Source organism: Trabulsiella odontotermitis (assembly GCF_001188485.1).
In the GTDB taxonomy this organism is placed as follows: Bacteria; Pseudomonadota; Gammaproteobacteria; order Enterobacterales; family Enterobacteriaceae; genus Trabulsiella; species Trabulsiella odontotermitis_A.
Genome location: NZ_JNGH01000085.1, coordinates 21,928 through 44,678, shown reverse-complemented (window position 1 = coordinate 44,678; position 22,751 = coordinate 21,928). Strand labels below are relative to the sequence as shown.

Here is a 22,751-nt window from a genome sequence, read left to right as displayed (position 1 = left end):
CAATGCGTGGGGATTTTTACAAACAGTTAGCCAATGACCTTGATACTGCTCGTGCTGAAGGGTTGTTTAAAGAAGAACGCATTATCACGTCTGCCCAGCAGGCGGATATCACTGTTGGCGATGGCAACCATGTCATCAACTTCTGCGCCAATAACTACCTCGGCCTGGCGAACCACCCGGAACTGATCGCGGCAGCAAAAGCCGGTATGGACAGCCACGGTTTCGGCATGGCGTCCGTTCGCTTTATCTGCGGAACCCAGGACACGCACAAAGTGCTGGAGAAAAAGCTGGCGGAATTCCTCGGGATGGAAGACGCCATTCTGTACTCCTCCTGCTTTGATGCCAACGGCGGCCTGTTCGAAACGCTGCTCGGCGCGGAAGACGCGATTATTTCTGATGCGCTGAACCACGCTTCTATCATTGACGGGGTGCGCCTGTGTAAAGCGAAGCGCTTCCGCTATGCCAATAACGACATGCAGGAGCTGGAAGCGCGTCTGAAAGAGGCGCGTGAAGCCGGTGCCCGCCACGTGCTGATCGCCACCGATGGCGTGTTCTCCATGGACGGCGTGATCGCTAACCTGAAAGGCGTGTGCGATCTGGCGGACAAATACGACGCGCTGGTGATGGTCGATGACTCCCACGCGGTGGGTTTTGTGGGCGAAAACGGTCGCGGTACGCATGAATATTGCGACGTGATGGGGCGTGTGGACATCATTACCGGCACGCTGGGCAAAGCGCTCGGCGGCGCGTCCGGTGGCTATACTGCCGCGCGTAAAGAGGTGGTGGAGTGGCTGCGTCAGCGCTCTCGTCCGTACCTGTTCTCCAACTCCCTCGCGCCCGCGATTGTCTCTGCCTCCATCAACGTGCTGGAGATGCTGGCATCGGGCGCTGAGCTGCGCGATCGCCTGTGGACGAACGCCCGTCTGTTCCGCGAAAAAATGACCGCGGCAGGCTTCACGCTCGCCGGTGCCGACCACGCGATTATCCCGGTGATGCTGGGTGACGCGACGGTGGCGCAGGAATTTGCTCGCGAGCTGCAAAAAGAAGGCATTTATGTCACCGGTTTCTTCTACCCGGTGGTACCAAAAGGTCAGGCGCGTATCCGTACCCAAATGTCGGCGGCGCATACGCCTGAACAAATTGAACGTGCGGTAGAAGCCTTTACCCGCATCGGTAAACAACTGGGCGTGATTGCCTGAGGATGTGAGATGAAAGCGTTATCCAAACTGAAAGCGGAAGAAGGGATCTGGATGACCGACGTGCCGGAACCGGCCGTGGGGCATAACGATCTGCTGATTAAAATCCGCAAAACAGCCATCTGCGGTACGGATGTACACATCTACAACTGGGATGAGTGGTCGCAAAAAACCATTCCGGTACCGATGGTCGTGGGTCACGAATACGTCGGCGAAGTGGTTGGCATTGGTCAGGAAGTGAAGGGCTTTAAGATTGGCGATCGCGTATCCGGCGAAGGCCACATCACCTGCGGGCATTGCCGCAACTGCCGCGGCGGCCGTACGCACCTGTGCCGCAACACCATCGGCGTGGGCGTCAACCGCCCGGGCTGTTTCGCAGAATACCTGGTGATCCCGGCGTTTAACGCCTTCAAAATTCCGGACAACATCTCTGATGATTTAGCCTCCATTTTTGACCCGTTTGGTAACGCGGTACATACGGCGCTCTCTTTCGATCTGGTAGGCGAAGACGTGCTGGTTTCCGGCGCGGGCCCTATCGGCGTCATGGCGGCGGCGGTGGCGAAACATGTCGGCGCGCGTCACGTTGTCATCACTGACGTGAATGAATATCGTCTTGAGCTGGCGCGCAAAATGGGCGTCACCCGCGCGGTTAACGTCGCGAAAGAAAACCTGTCTGACGTGATGGACGAGCTGGGCATGACCGAAGGGTTTGACGTTGGACTGGAAATGTCCGGTGCGCCGCCGGCGTTCCGCACCATGCTCGACACCATGAACCACGGTGGCCGCATCGCCATGCTGGGGATCCCGCCGTCGGACATGTCCATCGACTGGACCAAAGTGATCTTTAAAGGGCTGTTTATTAAAGGGATCTATGGTCGTGAAATGTTTGAAACCTGGTACAAAATGGCGGCGCTGATCCAGTCTGGTCTGGATCTGTCCCCGATCATCACTCACCGCTTCGGGATTGATGATTTCCAGAAAGGCTTCGACGCGATGCGTTCTGGCCAGTCCGGAAAAGTGATTTTAAGCTGGGATAAGTAATGTGATTGCCGGGGGCGCTCCCGCGCTCCCGGTTAAACGCCCGAACGCCTCGACTGAATATTCCCCAGAACTGCTTCGACGCCTGACTGCGGGAGCCGCTGGCGCAGCGATGCGTCCTGCCAGATTCGGGTGAGATGATTTTCCAGCATCCGCACATCGCTCCAGGGGAAACAGCAGACCGGTTTGCTCATGCTGAACCAGCTCCTGCGTGCCTGTCACGTCTGACCCCACCACCGGAATACCCAGCAGCATCGCTTCAAGCACCACGCGCGGCAAGCCTTCACTGCTGGAGGCGAGCACAAACGCGTCAAACGTCGCCAGATAATCAAAGGGATTGTTTTTGAAACCGGTAAAAATCAGATGCTCTGCAATGCCCAGCGTTTTAGCCTGTGCCTCCAGCGCCGCGCGCTCCGGACCCTGACCCACCAGGATCATTTTCCAGTTCGCTTCAGGATGCTGCTGGTGGAAACGCCCCAGCGCCTCCAGCGTATGGTGACTGGATTTTCGCGCCAGCAGTGACCCGATGCTGCCAAAGACGAAGGTCTCCGGCGCAATGCCCAGCGTGTCGCGCATCTGATGGCGATCCGGTAACGGTTGGTTGACGTCGATGGCGTTGTTTACCGTTACGCAATACGGTTCGGCGACGCCATTTTTCAGCAACACCTGTTCCACGCCGCGCGAAACAGCGATGATCTTATCGATACGTTGATTGACCAGTGACACCAGCGATGGCGTGAGCGTCGGCTCAATGCGGCAGTGCTGCACCAGCGCAACGGGTAGATCGGCAACGGCGTGGTAGCCTTCCTCGTTTGAGCCCGGCTGATTGTTCATATAAAGAATGTCGTAACCACCCTCTTTCAGCCGCTGGCGTAACCGTTTTGCGTCCGGCTGGATGCGCCACAGGTTGTCCATGGTGCGGGTAAAAGCTTTGCGGGCGTCGCGAGAGAAAAACAGCAGACTGCGGCCGAGTTCTTTGAGCACTTTCGCCCAGCCAGGCTGACGGCGCGCAGGCAGCAGGACCATGGGAATACCAAGCCCGGACAGCACCTGTTCGATGGTCTGACCCTGATCCCGACGGTAGTTGTAGTAAAAGCAGCAGGTGATATCGAACCGATCGCGGTCGATACGCTTGAGCAGTTCCAGCATGCTGTTGGTGCCGCCGCCCCACTCTTTGCCACTGTCAAAAAGCAGAATTTTCCGTCGCTGTGGCATCATGAACCCTGATCTCTTTAGGCTAAACCAGCCCGCATTATAAAGATTCCTGGTAGATATTCAGCGTTTTTGTTACAGGAACGTCTACTATAAAATCAGAATCAATCTCGATGAAAATGTGAGATCTCGTATTTTTCAGTCAAACGCATGTACGTAAAATTCACCCGCACCGCTTTTTGGTGTCAGATTATTATCGTGGGACAGACATGTTTAAATTGACCGTATGCTTGCTGACGTATAATTCAGAGCGCTTGCTACATGACGTCATTCCGCCATTAATCACAATTGCGGATGAATTTGTGGTGATCGATTCGGGCAGTACTGATAAAACAATAAACATTTGTGAAGAATATGGATTAACACCAATTTATAATCCATATAATATGCACGGCGAACAAATGAATGTAGCGATACACCATTCTTCTAATGACTGGGTATTGTGTGTTGATAGTGATGAAATCTTCGATGAGTCGACGCTGAATTTCATTCGGACCTTAAAAACAGGCGAAACGCCGCCAGCAGAATATGGCTGGCGCATCTCCCGCTACTGGTATGTGCTGGGCGAACAAACGCGAACGATTTACCCTATCTCTTCCCCTGATTTCCCGGTGCGTTTGTTTAACCGCAACCATGCCCGGTTTAATCTGCGTCCTGTCGACGATAAAGTGGAAGGTACCGGGCAAACATATACTATTCCCGGTCATGTCAGACACGATACGTTTTATTCTCTGCATGAAGTCTTTAGTAAACTGAACAGCTACACCACACGGCTGGTGAAATATCAGAAAGTCCGGCCATCGGTTGCGCGCGGAATCATTAGCGCAATAGGTGCGTTTTTTAAATGGTATTTATTCAGCGGCGCCTGGCGACAGGGAAAAGTCGGTGCGGTAACGGGACTTTATGCCACGCTGTACAGCTTTCTTAAATACTTCAAGGCCTGGTATCAGTATCAGGACAATAAAGAATCCGTGGCCGATAAGCACACGGATTCTCATACCGTTTAGTTCTTTTTATCCCAGACCTGCCACTGGTGTTGATAGTACTTCACCAGTGTGCTCTGGCTGATGCTTTCACCAATCACCGTAAAGAAACGCGTTGCATAAACGGGCTCAGGCGGTTTTTTCGCTTTACACAGCTTCACACCCCGGAACGGGTTACGTGGCGGCTGCGTGTTTTTCGGCGGCACAGTATTCGGCGTGGAGGTATCTACCTGCGGCTCGTTGAGCAGGCTGCTCGGGCGTACCAGCGTGATATCCGGCGGCAGGTTGTAGATCATCTGCTGTAACACCCGCACGGTGGACGGATGCGGGTGCCCGATGGCGATGGCAGAACCGTTGCGCCGCGCCAGCTGGATTGCCCGGTTGAACTGATAGCGAATGTCCGTTTCGTTCTGGGTATCATCGAGAAACACCTTCCGCTTAATTACTTTCACGCCGGTGCCGGTGGACGCACGCAGTGCCTGGCTGTTGCCGATAGTCATGCTGTCGAGGAAATAGAGATTGTAGCGGCTCAGCGACTGCATCACCTTTTCCATGCCGAACAGGTTTGAGGTCATCGCGCTGCCCATGTGGTTGTTCAGCCCCACGGCGAACNNACCGCTTCGCGGATAATGCGATCGATCTCATCGCTGTTCATATCAGGACGCAGCGTGTCTTTTTCCAGCGGTTGTTTGCTGAGCGGCGCCATCGGCAGGTGGATCAGCACTTCATGGCCACTGTTATGCGCTTTGGTCGCCATTTCACGGGCGTGCGGCGCGTTGGGCAAAACCGCGACGGAGATCGTGGCGGGCATCGCCAGCACCTGATTTTCGGTCTGCGGGCGGTAGCCAAAATCGTCAATGACGATAGCGAGTTTTCCGGCGAATGCCGGTGCGGCCATCGTCAGTAACCCGGCGATGGAGAGAACAATACGACGAAATTGAAGCAAAACTTATCTTCCCAACCACGGCTGTGGATTGACCGCCTGACCCTGGCGGCGAATTTCGAAATAGAGCGACGGTCGACCCTGACCCCCACTGCTGCCCACGAGGGCAATCGGNGGGTTGTAGCCGTAGAGGCTCATATCGCCTTTACCATGCTCAACCACCACCACCAGACCGTAGCCCTGAAGCCAGTCGGCAAGAATAACGCGCCCATCGGCAATGGCTTTGACTTCTGTCCCTTCCGATGCGCCGATCACCATCCCTTTCCAACGTAGNCGGGGGGGGAGCCGAGACCGCCGGTGCGCGACATCAGCGAGCGCTCACTTTCGGTCGGTTTATAGGTGGTGCCTTTGCGGGACGCTTCCTGCTGACGATCGCGCACGGCCTGTGCCTCGCGCGCTTCGCGTTCCGCCCGGGCTTTGGCGGCGGCTTCCGCCTGGGCAATGCGGTTGCGCATGCGGGATTCGTTGGCCCGCAGTTCGCTTAACTGCTGCTGACCTTCCTGAATCGACGATTCCAGCCCGGACAGCGTTTTCTTACGTTCGTTACGCGCCTGCTCCAGCTTCGCCTGCTGCGCCTTTTGCTCATAAAGCAGGGTTTGCTGCTGGCTCTGTTTCTCTTCCAGCTCTGCCTTCTGCGTGGCGACGTCTTCGCGGGTTTGCTTCAGTTGACCGATGGTTTCCTGACGCGCCTGGTTGAGATAGCCAAAATAGGCCTGCAGACGCTGGCCACGCTGGCTCTCTTCGCCGCTCAGAATGAGCTGAATACCGGTGTGCTGACCCTGGCGAAACGCGGCGTCCAGTTGGGCCGCAAGATTGCGTTCCTGCTGTGCTTTTTGCTTCTCCAGTTTAGCAATCGAGGCATTCATCGCATCAATTTGTTTGTTGAGCTGGGCGAGGGTGTTTTGCGTTTCACGCAGCGCGCGGGCGGCCGCGGAAATGGCTTCTTCCTGGGTTTTAAGCTGGGCGAGCAGCGAGGAGCGCTGCTGCTGTTGCTGGCGTACCGCGCGCTCTTTAGCGGCGATATCGGCCTGAATGGATTTCAGCTGATCGCGATCGTCAGCCTGGGCGGATGCAGCGCACAGCAATACGCCAGCGCTGAGTGCGCTGGCGTAAAGTATGGACCGGACGGCGGCCGCGGTCCATGTCATTGAATAAGTCGCCTTTCCCCTCATGGGGAAGGATTATTCCACGATGAACAGCGCCTTACCAGTCATCTCTTGCGGGATTTCCATTCCCATCAGCGTCAACATGGTCGGCGCGATGTCAGAAAGTTTACCGCCTTCAACGGCTTTCACGTGTTTAGCACCGACGTAGATCAGCGGAACCGGCAGGTTGGTATGTGCGGTGTGTGCCTGACCGGTTGACGGATCACGCATCTGTTCGGCGTTACCGTGGTCAGCGGTGATCAGCAACTGACCGCCAACGGATTCCACCGCACGGGTGACTTCATCGATGCAGCGATCCAGCGCTTCTACGGCGTGAACAGCTGCGTCGAATACGCCGGTATGACCGACCATATCGCCGTTCGGGTAGTTACAGATGATGGTGTCGTATTTGCCGCTCTTGATGGCGCCGACCAGTTTTTCCGTCAGTTCGGCGGAGCTCATTTCCGGCTGCAGATCGTAGGTCGCCACTTTCGGCGAGTTGATCAGAATCCGGTCTTCACCGGCAAACGGCTCTTCGACGCCGCCGTTAAAGAAGAAGGTCACGTGCGCATATTTCTCGGTTTCAGAAATACGCAGCTGCGTTTTGTTGTTTTTCGCCATCCACTCGCCGAGGGTGTTGGCCAGCGATGCCGGTGGATAGGCGCATGGCGCGTTGATGTCGGCGGCGTATTCGGTCAACTGGACGAAATCGAGGTTCACTACTTTCTTACGGGCGAAGCCGTCGAAATCGGCGTTAACGAACGCGCGGGTGATTTCGCGGGCACGGTCAGCGCGGAAGTTCATGAAAATCAGTGCGTCGCCGTCCTGCATGGCCGCGTCAGCCTGACCGGCGGCGCGAACCACCGTCGCTTTAACGAATTCATCGTTTTCATCGCGGGCATACGCGGCTTCAAGGCCGGCCACAGCGGTGTCGGTCTGGAACTCGCCTTTCGCCTGTGTCAGCAGGTCATATGCCTGTTCCACGCGATCCCAACGGTTGTCACGATCCATGGCGTAGTAACGGCCAATGATCGACGCCACGCGACCTTTACCGAGCGCGGCAAATTTCTCTTCAAATGCCTGCAGGGAAGCTTTCGCGCTGCGCGGCGGGGTGTCGCGACCATCGAGGAAAGCGTGCAGGTAGATTTTTTCGGCACCGCGCTCAGCGGCCATGTCTACCATCGCCATAATATGATCTTCGTGGCTGTGCACGCCGCCTGCGGAGAGCAGGCCCATGATATGCACCGCTTTGCCCGCAGCAGCGGCTTTATCAACCGCCGCGCTCAGTACCGGGTTGGTAAAGAATTTACGGTCTTTGATTTCAACATCAAGGCGAGTCAGATCCTGATACACGATGCGGCCAGCACCGAGGTTAACGTGACCCACTTCGGAGTTGCCCATCTGACGATCCGGCAGGCCGACTTCCAGACCCGACGCGTCGATCAGCGTATGCGGACGTTTTGCCCACAGCGCGTCCATGACCGGGGTTTTAGCGGAGAAAATGGCGTTATCCTGCTGATCTTCACGGTAGCCATACCCATCCAGAATAACCAGAACCATAGGTTTTTTTGAAACCGACATTGCGACAACCTCATGCTCAAAAGTCAGAAAATTTGCGTAATTTTACTACAGCTGAATCGATCAAATAGCCACAGAAGATCAAAAAAAGCGGTGGAGGAAGAGAGTGGGCTGCGCGCTTTTTAGCAATTTTTCTCGTTCTATGCCGCAGAAAAGCGAATAGCTAATGCTCACGGGCTAACGCGCAGGTATACTCCTTTCCTGGTTTTTTTAATCACTGAGTCGGGAGTCGTTACCCCCCATGCAAGAAATTATGCAATTTGTAAGTCGCAACCCCATACTGTGTATCGCATGGGTTGCGTTACTGGCGGCAGTGCTGTTCACCACCTTCAAAGGGTTAATGTCTAAAGTTAAGGTTATTACCCGTGGCGAAGCAACGCGTTTGATTAACAAAGAAGACGCCGTGGTGGTGGATTTACGCCAGCGCGATGATTTCCGTAAAGGCCACATTGCAGGCTCCGTTAACCTGCTGCCGACTGAAATTAAAGCAAATAACGTAGGCGAACTGGAAAAACACAAATCTCAACCCATTATTGTGGTTGACGGTTCTGGTTTGCAGGCGCAGTCGCCCGCGAGCGATCTCGCTAAAGCCGGTTTCGAACAGGTTTATGTACTGAAAGAAGGTATCTCAGGCTGGAGCGGTGAAAACCTGCCTCTGGTCAAAGGCAAGTAAGGAGCGACGTTATGGCCAATATCGAGATCTATACTAAAGCTACCTGCCCGTTCTGCCATCGCGCCAAAGCGCTGCTGAACAGCAAAGGGGTGACGTTTCAGGAACTGCCGATCGACGGCGATGCGGTGAAGCGTGAAGAGATGATTAAACGTAGTGGCCGTACCACGGTTCCGCAGATTTTTATTGATGCACAGCACATTGGCGGCTGTGATGACTTGTATGCGCTGGACGCGCGTGGTGGACTTGATCCTCTGCTCCGCTGACGCAATTTAAGGACACAACACTAAGGGTTTTCACATGTCAGAACAAAATACCGCAGAAATGAATTTCCAGATCCAGCGTATTTATACGAAGGATGTGTCATACGAAGCGCCGAACGCGCCACACGTTTTCCAGAAAGACTGGCAGCCGGAAGTCAAACTGGATCTGGACACCGCGTCAAGCCAACTGGCTGAGGGCGTTTTCGAAGTGGTTCTGCGCGTTACCGTCACGGCGTCTCTGAACGAAGAAACGGCGTTCCTGTGCGAAGTACAGCAGGCAGGTATCTTCTCTAAGGTATCGAAGGCAACCAGATGGCGCACTGCCTGGGGGCTTACTGCCCGAACATTCTGTTCCCGTACGCGCGCGAATGTGTCACCAGCCTCGTCTCCCGCGGTACTTTCCCGCAGCTGAACCTGGCGCCGGTCAACTTTGATGCGCTGTTCATGAGTTACCTGCAGCAACAGGCTGGCGAAGGTGAACAACCGCATCAGGATGCCTGATGAACGCCGCTAATGCTTCAATGACTGTCATCGGTGCCGGCTCCTACGGCACCGCTCTTGCCATCACGCTGGCACGCAATGGCCACAACGTTGTGCTGTGGGGCCATGACCCGAAACATATCGACACGTTACAGCATGACCGCTGCAACGCCGCTTTTCTCCCTGATGTTCCTTTTCCTGACACGCTCCGCCTGGAAAGCTCGCTGACCGCCGCGCTGGCCGCCAGTCGCGATATTCTGGTCGTGGTACCGAGCCACGTGTTCGGCGACGTGCTGCAACAGATCAAGCCCTTAATGCGCCCCGATGCGCGGCTGGTCTGGGCGACGAAAGGTCTGGAAGCGGAAACCGGCCGTTTGTTGCAGGATGTGGCGCGCGATGTGCTGGGCGATGCGATCCCGCTGGCGGTGATTTCCGGCCCAACGTTTGCCAAAGAGCTGGCGGCAGGCCTGCCGACCGCTATTTCACTGGCATCGACCGATCCCGTTTTCGCTGACGATTTGCAGCAACTGCTGCATTGTGGCAAAAGCTTCCGCGTCTATATCAACCCGGATTTCATCGGCGTCCAGCTGGGCGGCGCGGTGAAAAACGTGATCGCCATTGGCGCGGGGATGTCCGACGGTATCGGCTTTGGCGCCAACGCGCGTACGGCACTCATCACCCGTGGACTGGCGGAAATGTCCCGTCTGGGTGCGGCGTTGGGTGCAGATCCGGCGACGTTTATGGGCATGGCCGGGCTTGGCGATCTGGTGCTGACCTGTACCGACAACCAGTCCCGCAACCGTCGTTTTGGCATGATGCTCGGCAAGGGCATGGATGTACAAAGCGCGCAGGACAGCATCGGCCAGGTGGTTGAAGGCTATCGCAATACCAAGGAAGTCCGCGCACTGGCGCACCGTTTTGGTGTCGAAATGCCAATAACCGAGGAAATTTATCAGGTATTGTATTGCGGAAAAAACGCGCGCGAGGCAGCATTGACCTTATTAGGTCGCGCACGCAAGGATGAGCGCAGCAGCCACTAGCCGCAAGGAACTTTGTCCCTGACGACCCGGCCAGCGCAGAACTGGCCGGTCGTCATGATCTCGTCTGGAGTATGCAATGTCGTGTGAAGAACTGGAAATTGTCTGGAACAACATCAAAGCCGAAGCCCGGGCGCTGGCTGACTGTGAGCCTATGCTTGCCAGTTTTTATCACGCAACGCTCCTCAAGCACGAAGACCTCGGCAGTGCGTTAAGCTACATGCTGGCGAACAAGCTGGCATCGCCGATCATGCCCGCCATCGCCATCCGCGAAGTGGTGGAAGAAGCGTACGCCGCTGACCCGGAAATGATCGCCTCTGCGGCCTGCGATATCCAGGCGGTGCGCACCCGCGATCCGGCGGTGGATAAATACTCCACGCCGCTGCTTTATCTGAAAGGTTTTCATGCGCTGCAGGCCTATCGCATTGGCCACTGGCTGTGGAATCAGGGCCGCCGCGCACTGGCGATTTTCCTGCAGAATCAGGTGTCTGTGACTTTCCAGGTCGATATTCACCCGGCGGCGCAAATCGGCCGTGGCATCATGCTCGACCACGCGACGGGCATCGTCGTGGGTGAGACGGCGGTCATTGAAAACGACGTTTCCATTCTGCAATCGGTCACCCTTGGCGGTACCGGTAAAACCAGCGGCGATCGCCATCCGAAGATCCGTGAAGGGGTGATGATTGGCGCGGGCGCGAAAATTCTTGGCAATATTGAAGTCGGGCGCGGTGCGAAAATCGGCGCGGGCTCGGTGGTATTACAGCCGGTTCCGCCGCACACCACCGCCGCAGGCGTTCCGGCGCGCATCGTCGGTAAACCTGACAGCGATAAACCGTCGATGGATATGGATCAGCATTTCAATGGTCACCATACCTTTGAGTATGGCGACGGCATCTAACTTCTGAGCACGGCGCCAGGATATCCCAGCTGGCGCCAGGCTTCATACACCACCACCGACACCGCATTCGACAGGTTCATGCTGCGGCTGTCCGGCATCATCGGTATGCGAATTTTTTGCTCCGGCGGCAGCGCGTCCAGGATCGTGGCGGGCAGCCCGCGCGTCTCCGGGCCAAACATCAGAAAATCCCCGTCCTGATAGCTGACGGCGCTGTGCGCTGGCGTACCTTTAGTGGTCAGTGCAAACAGACGCTGAGGCTTTGCGGCCTGCAGAAACGCGGCGTAATCCGCATGGCGGGTAACGGCAGTAAATTCGTGATAATCCAGGCCCGCGCGACGCAGGCGCTTATCGTCCCAGGCAAAGCCCATCGGTTCGATGATATGCAGACGAAAGCCGGTGTTGGCGCACAGGCGAATGATATTCCCGGTATTGGGCGGGATTTCAGGTTCGAATAAAACGATATTTAACATACTGCCCCCTTAATAGCGGGGGCAGAATAGCAGATCTCAGCTGCTTACGCCGCGCTTCCGTGCGTCAACGGCGCCAGTGCGGCATTGAGCTGCGCCTCTTCCTGCACCAGCGACTCGCGGGTGATGTCCTGAATGGTTTTCGCGCCGGTCAGGGTCATCGCCACCTTCATCTCTTTTTCGATCAAATCGAGCAGATTCGCCACGCCTTTACGGCCGTGGGTTGCCAGCGCGTACAGGTAGGCACGGCCAAGCAGCACGCTGTCAGCGCCCAGCGCAATCATCCGCACCACATCAAGGCCGTTGCGAATGCCGCTGTCGGCCAGGATCGTGATGTCGCCTTTTACCGCATCGGCGATGGCGGGCAGGGCGCGCGCAGAGGAGAGCACGCCGTCGAGTTGCCGTCCGCCGTGATTGGAGACCACAATGCCGTCTGCGCCAAAGCGCACCGCATCGCGCGCGTCTTCCGGATCGAGGATCCCCTTGATCACCATCGGGCCATCCCAGAATTCGCGGATCCATTCGAGGTCCTTCCACGAAATCGACGGATCGAAATTGTTCGCCAGCCAGCCAATGTAATCTTCCAGCCCGGTCGGTTTGCCGAGATAGGCGGAGATGTTGCCGAGATCGTGCGGACGACCGTTGAGGCCGACATCCCACGCCCACTGCGGGTGCGTTACCGCCTGCCAGTAGCGGCGCATCGCGGCGTTGGCTCCACTCATTCCGGAATGGGCGTCGCGGTAACGGGCACCGGGCGTCGGCATATCGACGGTAAACACCAGCGTAGAGCAGCCCGCCGCTTTGGCGCGCTCCAGCGCATTGCGCATAAATCCGCGGTCGCGCAGTACATACAACTGGAACCACATCGGGCGTTTGATGGTCGGCGTCACTTCTTCGATTGGGCACACGGAGACGGTGGAGAGCGTAAATGGAATACCTTTGTCATCGGCGGCGCCTGCGGCCTGCACTTCGCCACGGCGGGCGTACATGCCGCACAGCCCGACCGGGCCGAGCGCGACCGGCATCGACAGTTTTTCGTTAAACAGCGTGGTTTCGAGGCTCAGATCGGACATATTTTTGAGCACCCGTTGGCGGAGTGCCACCTGCGACAGATCTTCCACGTNNATAGGCCCCGCCGTCGATGTAGTGGAACAGGAACGGCGGCAGGATGCGTTGCGCGGCTGCCCGATAGTCGCTTGCTGCTGAAATAATCATGTTTACTTCTCCCTGGAAAACGCGCTCGGATCACCGGGCAGGCGGGTGATTCGCGCCTGGCGGGCCTGATCTTCATCAAAACGTTTAATGGTGGTATGGACGAAACCTAAGTGAGCCATCATCGCCTGACGCGCGGCTTCGGGGTCGCCAGCAACAATGGCGTCCAACACGGCCTGATGCTGCTCCGTCAGCTTCGCAAACACCGGCGGCACGAGATACATCCGCTGGCGGCTCTGCTTTACAGAGGATTGCAGGACGTCGAAAAAACCGCGCATGGTCTGGAGCAGCACGACGTTGTGCGAGGCTTCGGCGATGGCGAGGTGAAAACGTACGTCCGCCTGAGAGGCGATATCCGGATCCTCACTCAGGGTGGCATCAAAACAGAGGCGGATTTTTTCTTTATCAGCCTCGGTAGCGCGGATCGCGGCGTGCCAGGCGGTGCTGGTTTCGATGGCGTGGCGGGCTTCGAGAATATCAAAGCTGTAGTCGGGGTCGTCCGCCAGCAGCGTTTTCAGCGGCTGAACGATATTCTGCTCTGACCAGGCCTCATGCTGCCAGCGAACGAAGGTCCCGCCGCCGCGACGGCTGAGCAGCAACCCTTCCGCCACCAGTTTNGCCCCGCCTCCAGCTGTTGTTCTTCAATCAGCGCCCGCACACGAGTCGCAACCTCGTCTGCAAGACGCCGGGGCATCACTATCATGGAATCATCCAGGTTAAGACATACGCCTGAAGCGTGGTGATCACGCCCACCATGCAGGTGAAAATCAGGCTGTGTTTGACGGTAAAGCGGAACAGGTCAGACTCTTTCCCCACCAGACCGACCGCCGCACAGGCGATGGCGATGGATTGCGGAGAAATCATCTTACCGGTGACGCCGCCGNNTGTAACGCGGCAAACAGCGCGTTCGACGAGGTATCCGAGCCGGTCAGGAATACGCCCAGCCAGCCGAGGAACGGTGAGAAAAAGGTAAAGGCGCTGCCGGTATGCGCCAGTGCCAGCGCCAGCGTCGACGACAGGCCGGAGTAGTTCGAAATAAAGGCGAACGCCAGTACCATGCCGATCGAGTAAATCGGCAGCGCCAGCTCTTTCAGCGTGGTGCCGAACGTCGCCACGGCATCTTTCGGCTTCATGCGCAGCCAGATGACCGACAGGATCGCGGCGAACAAAATGGCCGTGCCGGTGGCCGAGAACCAGTCGAATTTATACACCGCCGCGTACGGCGTGGCATCGTGAACCACCGGCGGCATGCGGGCGACCAGCTTATCGAGGAACGGCACGGAAATGTTCACCACCCAGTGATACAGCGCACCGCCCGGCGCAAACAGCGCTTTGAACGGCGGCACGCTCCACAGCGTGACCGTGGCCGTCAGGAACAGGAACGGCGACCATGCGCGAACCACCTGACCGGCGGAGTAATGGGTGCGCGCCAGCGTCTGGTCGACCTGCGAGGCGCCCATATCGCCAAAGCGGAAAATACGCACCGGCTGCCAGCGTTTCAGGAACAGCGTCAGGCACACCAGCGACACCAGCGACGAGATAATGTCAGGCAGTTCAGGGCCGATAAAATTCGAGCTGAGGTACTGCGCAATGGCGAACGAACCGCCTGCGACCATCACTGCAGGCCAGGTCTCTTTAATGCCGCGCCAGCCGTCCATGATCGCCATAATCCAGAACAGCACGATGATGGTTAAAAACGGCAACTGGCGGCCCACCATCTGCCCGATTTCAAAGCTGTCGAGCCCGGTTACCTGGCCGGCGACCAGAATTGGAATGCCCATCGCACCAAAGGCCACCGGCGCGGTATTGACGATAAGGCACAGCCCCGCCGCATAGAGTGGATTAAACCCGAGACCCACCAGCAGCGCGGCGGTGATCGCCACCGGTGCGCCAAACCCGGCCGCCCCTTCGAGGAACGCGCCAAACGAGAAACCGACGATCAGCATCTGCAAACGCTGGTCCGGGGTAATCGACAGTATTGATGACCGGATGATGTCGAACTGCCCGGTTTTCACCGAGATCTTGTAGACGAACACCGCGGCGATAATGATCCATGCTATCGGCCATAGCCCATAGAAGAAGCCGTACACCACCGACGCCAGTGCGTGATCGACCGGCATTTTATAGAACAGCAGCGCCACCAGCAGCGCGATGGCTACCGTCCAGCTGGCGGCGATGTAGCCCTTCAGCTTGAGCTTTATCAGCGCAAAGAAGAAGAACAGGATCGGCAGTGCGGCGATGAGGCTCGACAGCCAGATATTTCCGGCCGGGTCATAGTTTTGTTGCCAGAGGTTCATGCAGGTCTCCAGGGGCCGGAACAACACCGCGATGAGTCTGCGCTCATTATCAGCGTTGCGATGTTTGTAAAAGTGGCCCTGCCAGTGGTCTATTGTAGGGGTAATGACAACGAATGGTTAATTAAATGTTATTTACTGGCAATGCATATGTGAAGGAAAATGGTGAAATTGTGAGCCGCTGGCGGGGTTTAATGCGGATTGGTTGGGCCAATCAGAAGAGGTTGTCCCTCTCCAGGCCGGAGAGGGAAGGCGGGTAATCAGAACGCGGTTTTTGAGAAACCGGTCATTTCTTTCAGACCCATTTCGCGGCCCAGCGCGGTCATCGGGTGGACAATCACCAGCCCACGGACGCTCTTTTTCAGTTTGCCCATGTCGGCCTGCTCTTTTTTGGTAATCGCACGGCGGAACGGCATTTTCGTCAGTTTTTGCGCTTCGTTGCTCAGCTTTTCGCTGTGAACGCCGCGCAGACGGGCGATTTCCGTTTCCAGCGTGGCTTTTTCTTTTTCCAGCTCGGCATACTTTTCTGCGCCGTCAACCAGCGAGATATCCGCCTGCTGGTGGCGGATAGCGTCGAGGCGATCGCTCAGACGCTTGATTTCGTTCTTTTCGACTTCTTTCATGACAAATAGCTCTAAATACGGGGGAATAACGGAAAGGATACACGATTGTTCGCAGGGTTACTTCTGAAACGCCTTTTTTAAGCTGATTCGGGAAATCAGCTCAGTCAGGGATAACACCATGGTTGAACGTACAACCTGTTGATAACGCTGCTTTTGCATTGCCAGAAGATCGGCATCGCTGCTATCAAACTGAGGAACAGGCGGTAGGGCGGCGACGCAGTGCAGTTCGCCAAACGGGCCGAGGATTTCGTCGTCGGTGAAGACGTAGTCGTTGCCGTCGTGGTTCAGCTCTTCGCGCAACGCCATCAGCAGTTCGGCATCTTCATATTCGGCGCGGCTTATCACCCCAAGGCCATAAATCAGCTTCAGGCGCACAGACAAATCGCCCAGCGGCCCGTCGCCGTCCAGCAACGGTTCCACTGCATATTTCACCGCGTAGTCGTCTTTGCGGAACACCTGAAGCACCAGAATGTCTACCGCTTCGGTCAGGAGTTCGACGGCGGTGATCAGGAAGCTTCTTACGGTTTTGCCAGCATTCAGACGCTCAAGCACACGGTTTTCAAAGGCCTGCGTTTCTTCCATTATTGCCTGCATATCTGACAACTTTATCAATGGGCGCGGAAGCCTCCGCGCCAGTTCCACTCTCATTTGGTCGCGTTGTATGCGTTAACCGCCTCCGCCACCACGTCGCTGTTTGCGTCAAGCCCGGAGACCTGAGCCAGCGCGGCCTGTGGACCTTTTTCATCGATGAGCTGAGCCAGTTCCTGCGCCTGCGGATCCTGGGTGCTACGGTAGTGCATGGCCGCGGCAATCCCTTTCACCAGGTTGGCGTGCGGCAGACCGTATTCCAGCGTCCCCAGCAGCGGTTTGATCAGGCGATCGCCCGCGCTCAGTTTACGCAGCGGCTGGCGACCAACGCGTTCAACGTCGTCTTTCAGGAAAGGGTTTTCAAAACGGCCAAGGATTTTCTGAATGTAGGCGGCATGTTTGGCAGGATCGAAACCATAACGTTTGATCAGCACTGCACCGCTTTCTTCCATCGCCCCTTTTACCACCGCGCGGATTTTCTCGTCGAGAATTGCATCACGGATCGTCTGATGACCCGTCTGCTGTCCGAGGTAGGCGGTTATAGCATGGCCGGTGTTCAGCGTGAAGAGCTTACGTTCGACAAATGCCATCAGGTTATCAGTTAATTCCATTCCTGGAATAGTTGGCAGCGCGCCTTTGAACTGGGTTTTGTCGACAATCCACTCGCTGAACGTTTCTACCGTCACTTCCAGCGGGTCGTTGGTCGCGGAAGCGGAAGGCGGAACGATACGGTCTACGGCAGAATCCACAAAGCCAACATGCGCCTCAACCCAGGATTTATCGGCGTCGGCCAGCGCGTTCATCACGTGGCCTTTCAGCTGCGTGGTGCCGCGCACCATGTTTTCACAGGCAATGATATTCAGCGGCGTGTTGACACCCTGCGCCTTGCGTTTGGCGAGACCTTTAGCGATGGCGGGCGCGATACGCTCAAGCACCACAGGGCCGACGGCGGTGGTGACCAGATCAACGCTGGCAATCAACTCCACCACCTCGTCACCGATACTGCTGACGGCGTTAACGCCAGACACCGTCTCCACCTGCTCGTTTTCACCCACAACGTGAACCTGATAGCTATGACGGGCATTCAGGGCGTCGAGAACGACCTGGTTCACGTCGGCGAACGTCAGCGTCACGCCGGCATCCGCCAGCAGTTTGCCAATAAAGCCTCGTCCGATATTACCTGCGCCGAAATGTAATGCTTTCATAGAATTAACCTTCATCAATGTTTTTACCCGAGAGGGCTGGGGTGAGGAACCACGCGAATTTTCCCTCACCCTAGCCCTCTCCCCGGTGGGGAGAGGGAGGGAACGGAACTTACTTGTTCAGCAGCGCCAGCACTTCTTCAACGCTGGTGGTGTTAGCCAGACGCTCAATGACGGTTTCATCATCCAGCGCGTTGGTCAGACTGGTAATCACCTGAATATGCTCGTTGTTACGGGCCGCGATGCCGATAACCAGGCGGGCGATGTCGTCTTCTTCTTCACCGAAGCGAACACCTTCCGGGTACTGACAGAATACCACGCCGGTCTTCAGAACGCGGTCTTTCGCTTCAACGGTGCCGTGCGGTACCGCGATAGACTCACCCAGATAGGTCGGGGTCAGTTTTTCGCGATCCAGCATCGCTTCCACATATTCCGGTTCAACGTAGCCGCCTTTCACCAGTTGCTCACCGGCGAAACGGATGGCTTCTTCTTTGTTTGACGCTTTACGGCCGAGGAAAATATTCTCCGCGCCGAGTTTAAACAGGTTAGTGTCCGCAGCCTCAAAACTGTCCTTGAGGCTGCTGCGGATCTTTACGTCGTTGTCCGCATGGCGCTGGGCGGCGACCAGACGCTCAGTCAGGCTGGTGTACAGGCCGCTATCCAGGAAGTTGGTCAGCGAAATATGCTGAGCCTGAGGTACCTGGCGCATCGCACGTTCGGTCAGATCGCGGTGCGTAATGACCAGGTCGACATCTGGCGGCAGGCTGTTGATTGCGCTGTTGGTGACAGAGATGTTGGTCAGACCCGCATCCTGCACTTTCTTACGCAGCACACCTGCACCCATAGCGCTGGACCCCATACCGGCATCACAGGCAACGATGATTTTACGCACGTGGCTCAGATCGTTGGTCACGTCACCCGCAGCCAGCGGCGTCGCGCCTTTTGATTCGGTTTTCATTTCATGAATACGACGGGTCGCTTCCTGCAGATCGTCGTCTTCTTTCACTTTGCTGGTTTTCAGCAGGATGGAAGAGATCACGAAGGAAACCGCCATGGCCGCCACAATCGCCGTGATGTTGGCGAAATAGGCACCTTTCGGCGTCATGGCCAGTACGGCCAGGATGGAGCCCGGGGAAGCCGGAGACACCAGACCACCGTTCAGCACGCTCAGGGTGAACACGCCAGTCATACCACCGAGGATAACGGCGATGATCAGACGTGGGTTCATCAGCACATACGGGAAGTAAATTTCGTGGATACCCCCCAGGAAGTGGATGATAGCCGCGCCGCCAGCGGACTGCTTGGCGCTACCACGACCGAAGATCATGTACGCCATCAGGACGCCCATACCCGGACCCGGGTTCGCTTCGATCAGGAAGAAGATAGATTTGCCGAGGTCGTGAGACTGCTGGATCCCCAACGGTGAGAAGATACCGTGGTTGATGGCGTTGTTGAGGAACAGGATTTTCGCCGGCTCAACAAAGATAGACGCCAGCGGCAGCATTTCGTGCGCAACCATGAAGTTAACGCCCGCCGCCAGGACTTTGGACAGCACTTCAACGGCCGGACCAATGCCGAGGAAAGCCAGAATCGCGAGGATCATACCGATGATGCCAGCGGAGAAGTTATTCACCAGCATTTCGAAACCGGATTTGATCTTACCGTCGACCCAGTTATCAAAGTGTTTAATCGCCCAGCCGCCAAGCGGACCTGCGATCATCGCACCGAGGAACATCGGCATATCCGCACCGACGATAACGCCCATGGTGGTGATGGCACCCACCACGCCGCCACGATCGCCGCCCACCAGACGACCGCCGGTGTAGCCGATCAGCAGCGGCAGAAGATAGGTGATCATCGGACCAACCAGCTTCGCCAGTGTTTCGTTAGGCAACCATCCTGTTGGAATAAATAAAGCGGTGATAATACCCCACGCGATAAACGCGCCGATATTTGGCATCACCATATTGCTGAGGAATCGACCAAAGCTTTGCACTTTGATCTTGATATCGGATGACATAAAAACACCCCTTCTTATGTTTGCTGTCGCGCAGGCTGGAAGCCCGAGGTTTGTTGTTAATATGGCGGCAAGAGGCGCCGGACCCTGTTGATAGTGCGAAATCTGGCACTGAATCGTGCAACTGTCCAGCCAGCGCCGCTTGATGTGATCTGCGTCACGCTAATATAGGGTGGTGAGGAGGATTTAGAGTGATAACGATCACAAATTTGTTGTGTAAAAAAAATACAACGGCGAAGAAACTGGCTGAAAACGGCGATAAATGTGAGATTGGTCACGTTTCATCTATCACTCTTTGTTATTAATATGTGATTAACATCACAAAATATTTTGACCAGGATTTATCCACCTGTGATCGCCCGCACCTTCTGTTTTGCCATTCGTGCGCGTATGTAACTCAGCAACAATTTTTTAATACTCTGCCTGTAATCACCTGGTGTTATGGCGAGTTTTGCCCGTTGCTATTCCTTTCCAGATAACACCCTTTTTTTGCCATCCGGGTGCTGATGGGCATGACCAGTTGGATGCATTATCTGTATCTCGATCATTAACCTGTTTTTTTAATTCACCTGCGCCATACTTAGCGTTTTGTTGGCGACAAGGACCAGGCGATGAAACTGATCGGCAGTTATACCAGCCCATTCGTGCGAAAAATTTCGGTGATCCTGCTGGAAAAGGGGATTGCTTTCGAATTCATCAATGAAATGCCCTACAACGACATTAATGGCGTGGCAAAGTATAACCCGCTGGGCAAAGTTCCGGCGCTGGTGACGGATAACGGTGAGTGCTGGTACGACTCGCCGATCATCGCCCAGTACATCGAGCTACTGGACATCGCCCCGGCCATGGTGCCGCGCGAACCGAAAGCCGCGCTGCAGATGCGCCAGCTGGAGGCGCTGGCTGATGGCGTGATGGACGCCGGGCTGGTGGCGGTACGTGAACTGGCCCGCCCGGTCGCGCAACAGTCTGAAAACGAACTGGTCCGCCAGCGTGAAAAAATCAACCGCAGCCTGAACATGCTGGAAAACTACGCCGCTGATGGCACGTTAAACGCCGATGAAGTGAACCTGGCGACTATCGCGACGGCCTGCGCGATCGGTTATCTTAATTTCCGACATGTGGCGCCAGGCTGGTGTGCCCAACGCCCCCATCTGGTGAAACTGGTGGAAACGCTATTCCAGCGCGAGAGTTTTGCACGTACCGAGCCGCCGAAGGCTTAACACCAGCCGTGATCCCCTGAGCTGACACGTAGACCAATGCTCTGCCTGTCAGCTCTCCTTTCCTGCATTCACCCTTCTTCCTTGCTGCTACCGCGTGAGCCAGTCGTGACTTTTGCGTTTCTCAAGATCAATGATTTAACATTCCATTTTAAATAAAACAGTGTTTTTAATTCAATAAAACATTGTTTTTTAATGTTCATCACATTTTTTTAGATGGGTTTAACTACACTGCTGCGAAATACACGCGCGATGTTGGTGTTGTATTCATTGATGAAACAAAAATGAATAAGAAAAAATGACGATTTGAGAATAAATCTAAAACGACTGATTTATAAAAAGATGACTAACGTTCTACAACAGATAAGGTTTTATCATGGATTACGTTATAAAGGTGTTAGGTACACCGGCAATAATAATTGCGTTTATCGCTTTTATTGGGTTGTTGTTTCAAAAGGCGACCATTGCCGGGATTATCAAGGGAACGCTGCTTGCTTTTACCGGGTTTGTGCTTATAAAAACCGGCGGCGCTATTTTAGGTGGTGTACTAACCATGTTTAGCGACATATTCACAAATGCCTTCGGTTTGCGCGGCGTCGTGCCCAGTAACGAGGCCATTATGGCGCTGACCATTGATTCCTTAGGTAGACCTTCTGCATTTATCCTCTTTTTTGCGATGATCATTAACGTCATCATTGCGCGCTACACCCGTTTCAAATCCATTTATCTTTCATTGCATTTGATTGTATTTATGTCGTTTTCGGTGACGGCTGCCCTGGTGGGGTTGGGGTACAGCGAGCTTTTCGCCATCATTTTTGGTGCCGTTGTCATTGGGGCTTATATGGCTGTATTTCCAACGATTCTGTCCCGCTTCAGCAGAACCATTATTGGCAACAATGATTATTGCATCGCCCATGCTGCCTCCAGTTCCTATATTATCGGTTCTTACCTTGGCAAGTGGTTTGGTAACACGAACACCAACGTCGAGCACGTGACCGTCAGCGACAATTTTAGTTTTTTAAAAAATCCGGACGTCGCCACGTTTATAACGATGTTCTGTCTGCTTGGCCTCTCTTCTCTCTTTGCCGAATCGGCTTATCTCGCGAAAGTGCTCGACGGTAAACCGTATTTAGTCTGGTTGTTAGAAAAATCGGCAACGTTTGCGTGTGGTTTATATATCGCCAAGAAAGGCGTCGTGATGTTCACGGAAGAAATCGTTCCTGCCTTTAAAGGTTTTTCAAAAATCGTGGCGCCGGGATCTATTCCCGCGGTTGATCCCATGGTCTTGTTTGATAAATCTCCGAATGCGGTATTAATTGGTTTTCTGGTGAGCTTCCTTGCTGAATTATGCTGCGTCGCTATTTTCCCGTTCATTGGTTTGCCCGTTATTGTTCCTGGCATTATGGCAAGTTTCATCACGGGGGGGAGCGCCGCCATTTTTGGTAATGCAACAGGTGGTTTTAGAGGCGCGGTTATTGCCAGTTTCGTTAATGGCCTTCTGCTGTGTATTCTGCCCGCGCTGGTATTACCGCTCTTCAGTCATCTTGGCGTGCATAGCGTAACGTTTGCAGACCCGGACTTCACGTTCCTGTCGGCAATAATTAAATATACGTTTGGTTTAGGGCATTAATACAATCTTTCAGGCCGTGCAGTGTCATGGTTTAGCTGCACGGCTTCATAAGGAGGAG

The 22,751-nt window shown here is 55.4% G+C and carries 15 protein-coding genes and 7 pseudogenes; 10 read left to right on the top strand and 12 right to left on the bottom strand.

Features of this window, described 5'->3' with window-relative positions; all coding sequences use genetic code 11:
• Positions 1-2 precede the first annotated feature (2 nt).
• A complete protein-coding gene (gene kbl, locus GM30_RS11220; RefSeq protein ID WP_049848689.1) occupies positions 3-1,199 on the top strand; it encodes a glycine C-acetyltransferase in 1,197 nt (398 codons plus the stop codon).
• A gap of 9 nt (positions 1,200-1,208) precedes the next feature.
• Positions 1,209-2,237 carry an L-threonine 3-dehydrogenase gene (gene tdh / locus GM30_RS11215; RefSeq protein WP_049848688.1) on the top strand — a complete coding sequence of 343 codons (1,029 nt, stop codon included), beginning with the start codon at positions 1,209-1,211 and terminating at the stop codon, positions 2,235-2,237.
• 32 nt (positions 2,238-2,269) lie between these two features.
• Here tdh and GM30_RS11210 read toward each other — a convergent pair.
• Positions 2,270-3,449 (bottom strand): annotated as a pseudogene (locus GM30_RS11210) (glycosyltransferase).
• A 206-nt stretch (positions 3,450-3,655) separates the two neighbouring features.
• Between GM30_RS11210 and GM30_RS11205 the strand changes: the two are divergent.
• Positions 3,656-4,453, top strand: coding sequence for a glycosyltransferase family 2 protein (locus GM30_RS11205; RefSeq protein ID WP_049848686.1), 798 nt, complete (start codon positions 3,656-3,658; stop codon positions 4,451-4,453).
• Here the strand turns inward: GM30_RS11205 and GM30_RS11200 are convergent.
• From GM30_RS11200 to gpmM, 3 genes and pseudogenes are all read right to left on the bottom strand, one after another.
• Positions 4,450-5,375: pseudogene (locus tag GM30_RS11200) on the bottom strand (divergent polysaccharide deacetylase family protein). The gene GM30_RS11205 and the pseudogene GM30_RS11200 sit on opposite strands and share 4 nt — an antisense overlap.
• A 3-nt stretch (positions 5,376-5,378) precedes the next feature.
• Positions 5,379-6,544 (bottom strand): annotated as a pseudogene (gene envC / locus GM30_RS11195) (murein hydrolase activator EnvC).
• A 9-nt stretch (positions 6,545-6,553) separates the two neighbouring features.
• Complete coding sequence (gene gpmM, locus GM30_RS11190) at positions 6,554-8,098, bottom strand: 2,3-bisphosphoglycerate-independent phosphoglycerate mutase (RefSeq protein WP_049848685.1); 1,545 nt, start codon at positions 8,096-8,098, stop codon at positions 6,554-6,556.
• A 238-nt stretch (positions 8,099-8,336) separates the two neighbouring features.
• Here gpmM and GM30_RS11185 point away from each other — a divergent pair, with 238 nt between their 5' ends.
• From GM30_RS11185 to cysE, 5 genes and pseudogenes are all read left to right on the top strand, one after another.
• Positions 8,337-8,768, top strand: coding sequence for a rhodanese-like domain-containing protein (locus GM30_RS11185; RefSeq protein ID WP_049848684.1), 432 nt, complete (start codon positions 8,337-8,339; stop codon positions 8,766-8,768).
• Between the two features lie 11 nt (positions 8,769-8,779).
• Positions 8,780-9,031, top strand: a complete 252-nt coding sequence (gene grxC / locus GM30_RS11180; RefSeq protein WP_038161020.1) for a glutaredoxin 3 — start codon at positions 8,780-8,782, stop codon at positions 9,029-9,031.
• A gap of 34 nt (positions 9,032-9,065) precedes the next feature.
• Positions 9,066-9,529, top strand: a pseudogene (gene secB / locus GM30_RS11175) (protein-export chaperone SecB).
• Positions 9,529-10,548 carry an NAD(P)H-dependent glycerol-3-phosphate dehydrogenase gene (gene gpsA / locus GM30_RS11170; RefSeq protein WP_049848683.1) on the top strand — a complete coding sequence of 340 codons (1,020 nt, stop codon included), beginning with the start codon at positions 9,529-9,531 and terminating at the stop codon, positions 10,546-10,548. The pseudogene secB and the gene gpsA overlap by 1 nt, the downstream one beginning before the upstream one ends.
• Positions 10,549-10,624: 76 nt before the next feature.
• Positions 10,625-11,443 carry a serine O-acetyltransferase gene (gene cysE, locus GM30_RS11165; RefSeq protein WP_049848682.1) on the top strand — a complete coding sequence of 273 codons (819 nt, stop codon included), beginning with the start codon at positions 10,625-10,627 and terminating at the stop codon, positions 11,441-11,443.
• Here the strand turns inward: cysE and trmL are convergent.
• The 8 genes and pseudogenes from trmL to GM30_RS11125 form a co-directional block, all read right to left on the bottom strand.
• Complete coding sequence (gene trmL, locus GM30_RS11160; RefSeq protein WP_049848681.1) at positions 11,440-11,913, bottom strand: tRNA (uridine(34)/cytosine(34)/5-carboxymethylaminomethyluridine(34)-2'-O)-methyltransferase TrmL; 474 nt, start codon at positions 11,911-11,913, stop codon at positions 11,440-11,442. The genes cysE and trmL overlap by 4 nt on opposite strands.
• A 44-nt stretch (positions 11,914-11,957) precedes the next feature.
• Positions 11,958-13,125, bottom strand: a pseudogene (lldD, locus tag GM30_RS11155) (FMN-dependent L-lactate dehydrogenase LldD).
• A 2-nt stretch (positions 13,126-13,127) separates the two neighbouring features.
• Positions 13,128-13,825: pseudogene (gene lldR, locus GM30_RS11150) on the bottom strand (transcriptional regulator LldR).
• Positions 13,822-15,419, bottom strand: a pseudogene (lldP, locus tag GM30_RS11145) (L-lactate permease). The pseudogenes lldR and lldP overlap by 4 nt, the downstream one beginning before the upstream one ends.
• Before the next feature lie 257 nt (positions 15,420-15,676).
• Complete coding sequence (locus tag GM30_RS11140; protein ID WP_049848680.1) at positions 15,677-16,039, bottom strand: YibL family ribosome-associated protein; 363 nt, start codon at positions 16,037-16,039, stop codon at positions 15,677-15,679.
• A gap of 57 nt (positions 16,040-16,096) precedes the next feature.
• Positions 16,097-16,687, bottom strand: coding sequence for a mannitol operon repressor MtlR (mtlR, locus tag GM30_RS11135; RefSeq protein WP_049848679.1), 591 nt, complete (start codon positions 16,685-16,687; stop codon positions 16,097-16,099).
• Positions 16,684-17,832 carry a mannitol-1-phosphate 5-dehydrogenase gene (mtlD, locus tag GM30_RS11130; RefSeq protein WP_155483964.1) on the bottom strand — a complete coding sequence of 383 codons (1,149 nt, stop codon included), beginning with the start codon at positions 17,830-17,832 and terminating at the stop codon, positions 16,684-16,686. The genes mtlR and mtlD overlap by 4 nt, the downstream gene beginning before the upstream one ends.
• A gap of 109 nt (positions 17,833-17,941) precedes the next feature.
• A complete protein-coding gene (locus GM30_RS11125) occupies positions 17,942-19,849 on the bottom strand; it encodes a PTS mannitol transporter subunit IICBA (RefSeq protein ID WP_049848677.1) in 1,908 nt (635 codons plus the stop codon).
• A gap of 608 nt (positions 19,850-20,457) precedes the next feature.
• Here GM30_RS11125 and GM30_RS11120 point away from each other — a divergent pair.
• Positions 20,458-21,066, top strand: coding sequence for a glutathione S-transferase (locus tag GM30_RS11120; protein WP_049848676.1), 609 nt, complete (start codon positions 20,458-20,460; stop codon positions 21,064-21,066).
• Positions 21,067-21,439: 373 nt separating this feature from the next.
• On the top strand, positions 21,440-22,693 hold the full coding sequence (locus tag GM30_RS11115; RefSeq protein WP_049848675.1) for a PTS ascorbate transporter subunit IIC: 1,254 nt from the start codon (positions 21,440-21,442) through the stop codon (positions 22,691-22,693).
• The last annotated feature ends 58 nt before the right edge of the window (positions 22,694-22,751 follow it).

What these genes read in the sequence shown, in the direction of transcription:
- mtlR (WP_049848679.1), bottom strand. Translation starts at nt 16,687, where the DNA reads ATGAGAGTGGAACTGGCGCGGAGGCTTCCGCGCCCATTGATAAAGTTG.
- cysE (WP_049848682.1), top strand. Translation starts at nt 10,625, where the DNA reads ATGTCGTGTGAAGAACTGGAAATTGTCTGGAACAACATCAAAGCCGAA.
- GM30_RS11115 (WP_049848675.1), top strand. Translation starts at nt 21,440, where the DNA reads ATGGATTACGTTATAAAGGTGTTAGGTACACCGGCAATAATAATTGCG.
- GM30_RS11120 (WP_049848676.1), top strand. Translation starts at nt 20,458, where the DNA reads ATGAAACTGATCGGCAGTTATACCAGCCCATTCGTGCGAAAAATTTCG.
- GM30_RS11125 (WP_049848677.1), bottom strand. Translation starts at nt 19,849, where the DNA reads ATGTCATCCGATATCAAGATCAAAGTGCAAAGCTTTGGTCGATTCCTC.
- grxC (WP_038161020.1), top strand. Translation starts at nt 8,780, where the DNA reads ATGGCCAATATCGAGATCTATACTAAAGCTACCTGCCCGTTCTGCCAT.
- mtlD (WP_155483964.1), bottom strand. Translation starts at nt 17,832, where the DNA reads ATGAAAGCATTACATTTCGGCGCAGGTAATATCGGACGAGGCTTTATT.
- kbl (WP_049848689.1), top strand. Translation starts at nt 3, where the DNA reads ATGCGTGGGGATTTTTACAAACAGTTAGCCAATGACCTTGATACTGCT.
- gpsA (WP_049848683.1), top strand. Translation starts at nt 9,529, where the DNA reads ATGAACGCCGCTAATGCTTCAATGACTGTCATCGGTGCCGGCTCCTAC.
- GM30_RS11205 (WP_049848686.1), top strand. Translation starts at nt 3,656, where the DNA reads ATGTTTAAATTGACCGTATGCTTGCTGACGTATAATTCAGAGCGCTTG.
- GM30_RS11140 (WP_049848680.1), bottom strand. Translation starts at nt 16,039, where the DNA reads ATGAAAGAAGTCGAAAAGAACGAAATCAAGCGTCTGAGCGATCGCCTC.
- gpmM (WP_049848685.1), bottom strand. Translation starts at nt 8,098, where the DNA reads ATGTCGGTTTCAAAAAAACCTATGGTTCTGGTTATTCTGGATGGGTAT.
- trmL (WP_049848681.1), bottom strand. Translation starts at nt 11,913, where the DNA reads ATGTTAAATATCGTTTTATTCGAACCTGAAATCCCGCCCAATACCGGG.
- tdh (WP_049848688.1), top strand. Translation starts at nt 1,209, where the DNA reads ATGAAAGCGTTATCCAAACTGAAAGCGGAAGAAGGGATCTGGATGACC.
- GM30_RS11185 (WP_049848684.1), top strand. Translation starts at nt 8,337, where the DNA reads ATGCAAGAAATTATGCAATTTGTAAGTCGCAACCCCATACTGTGTATC.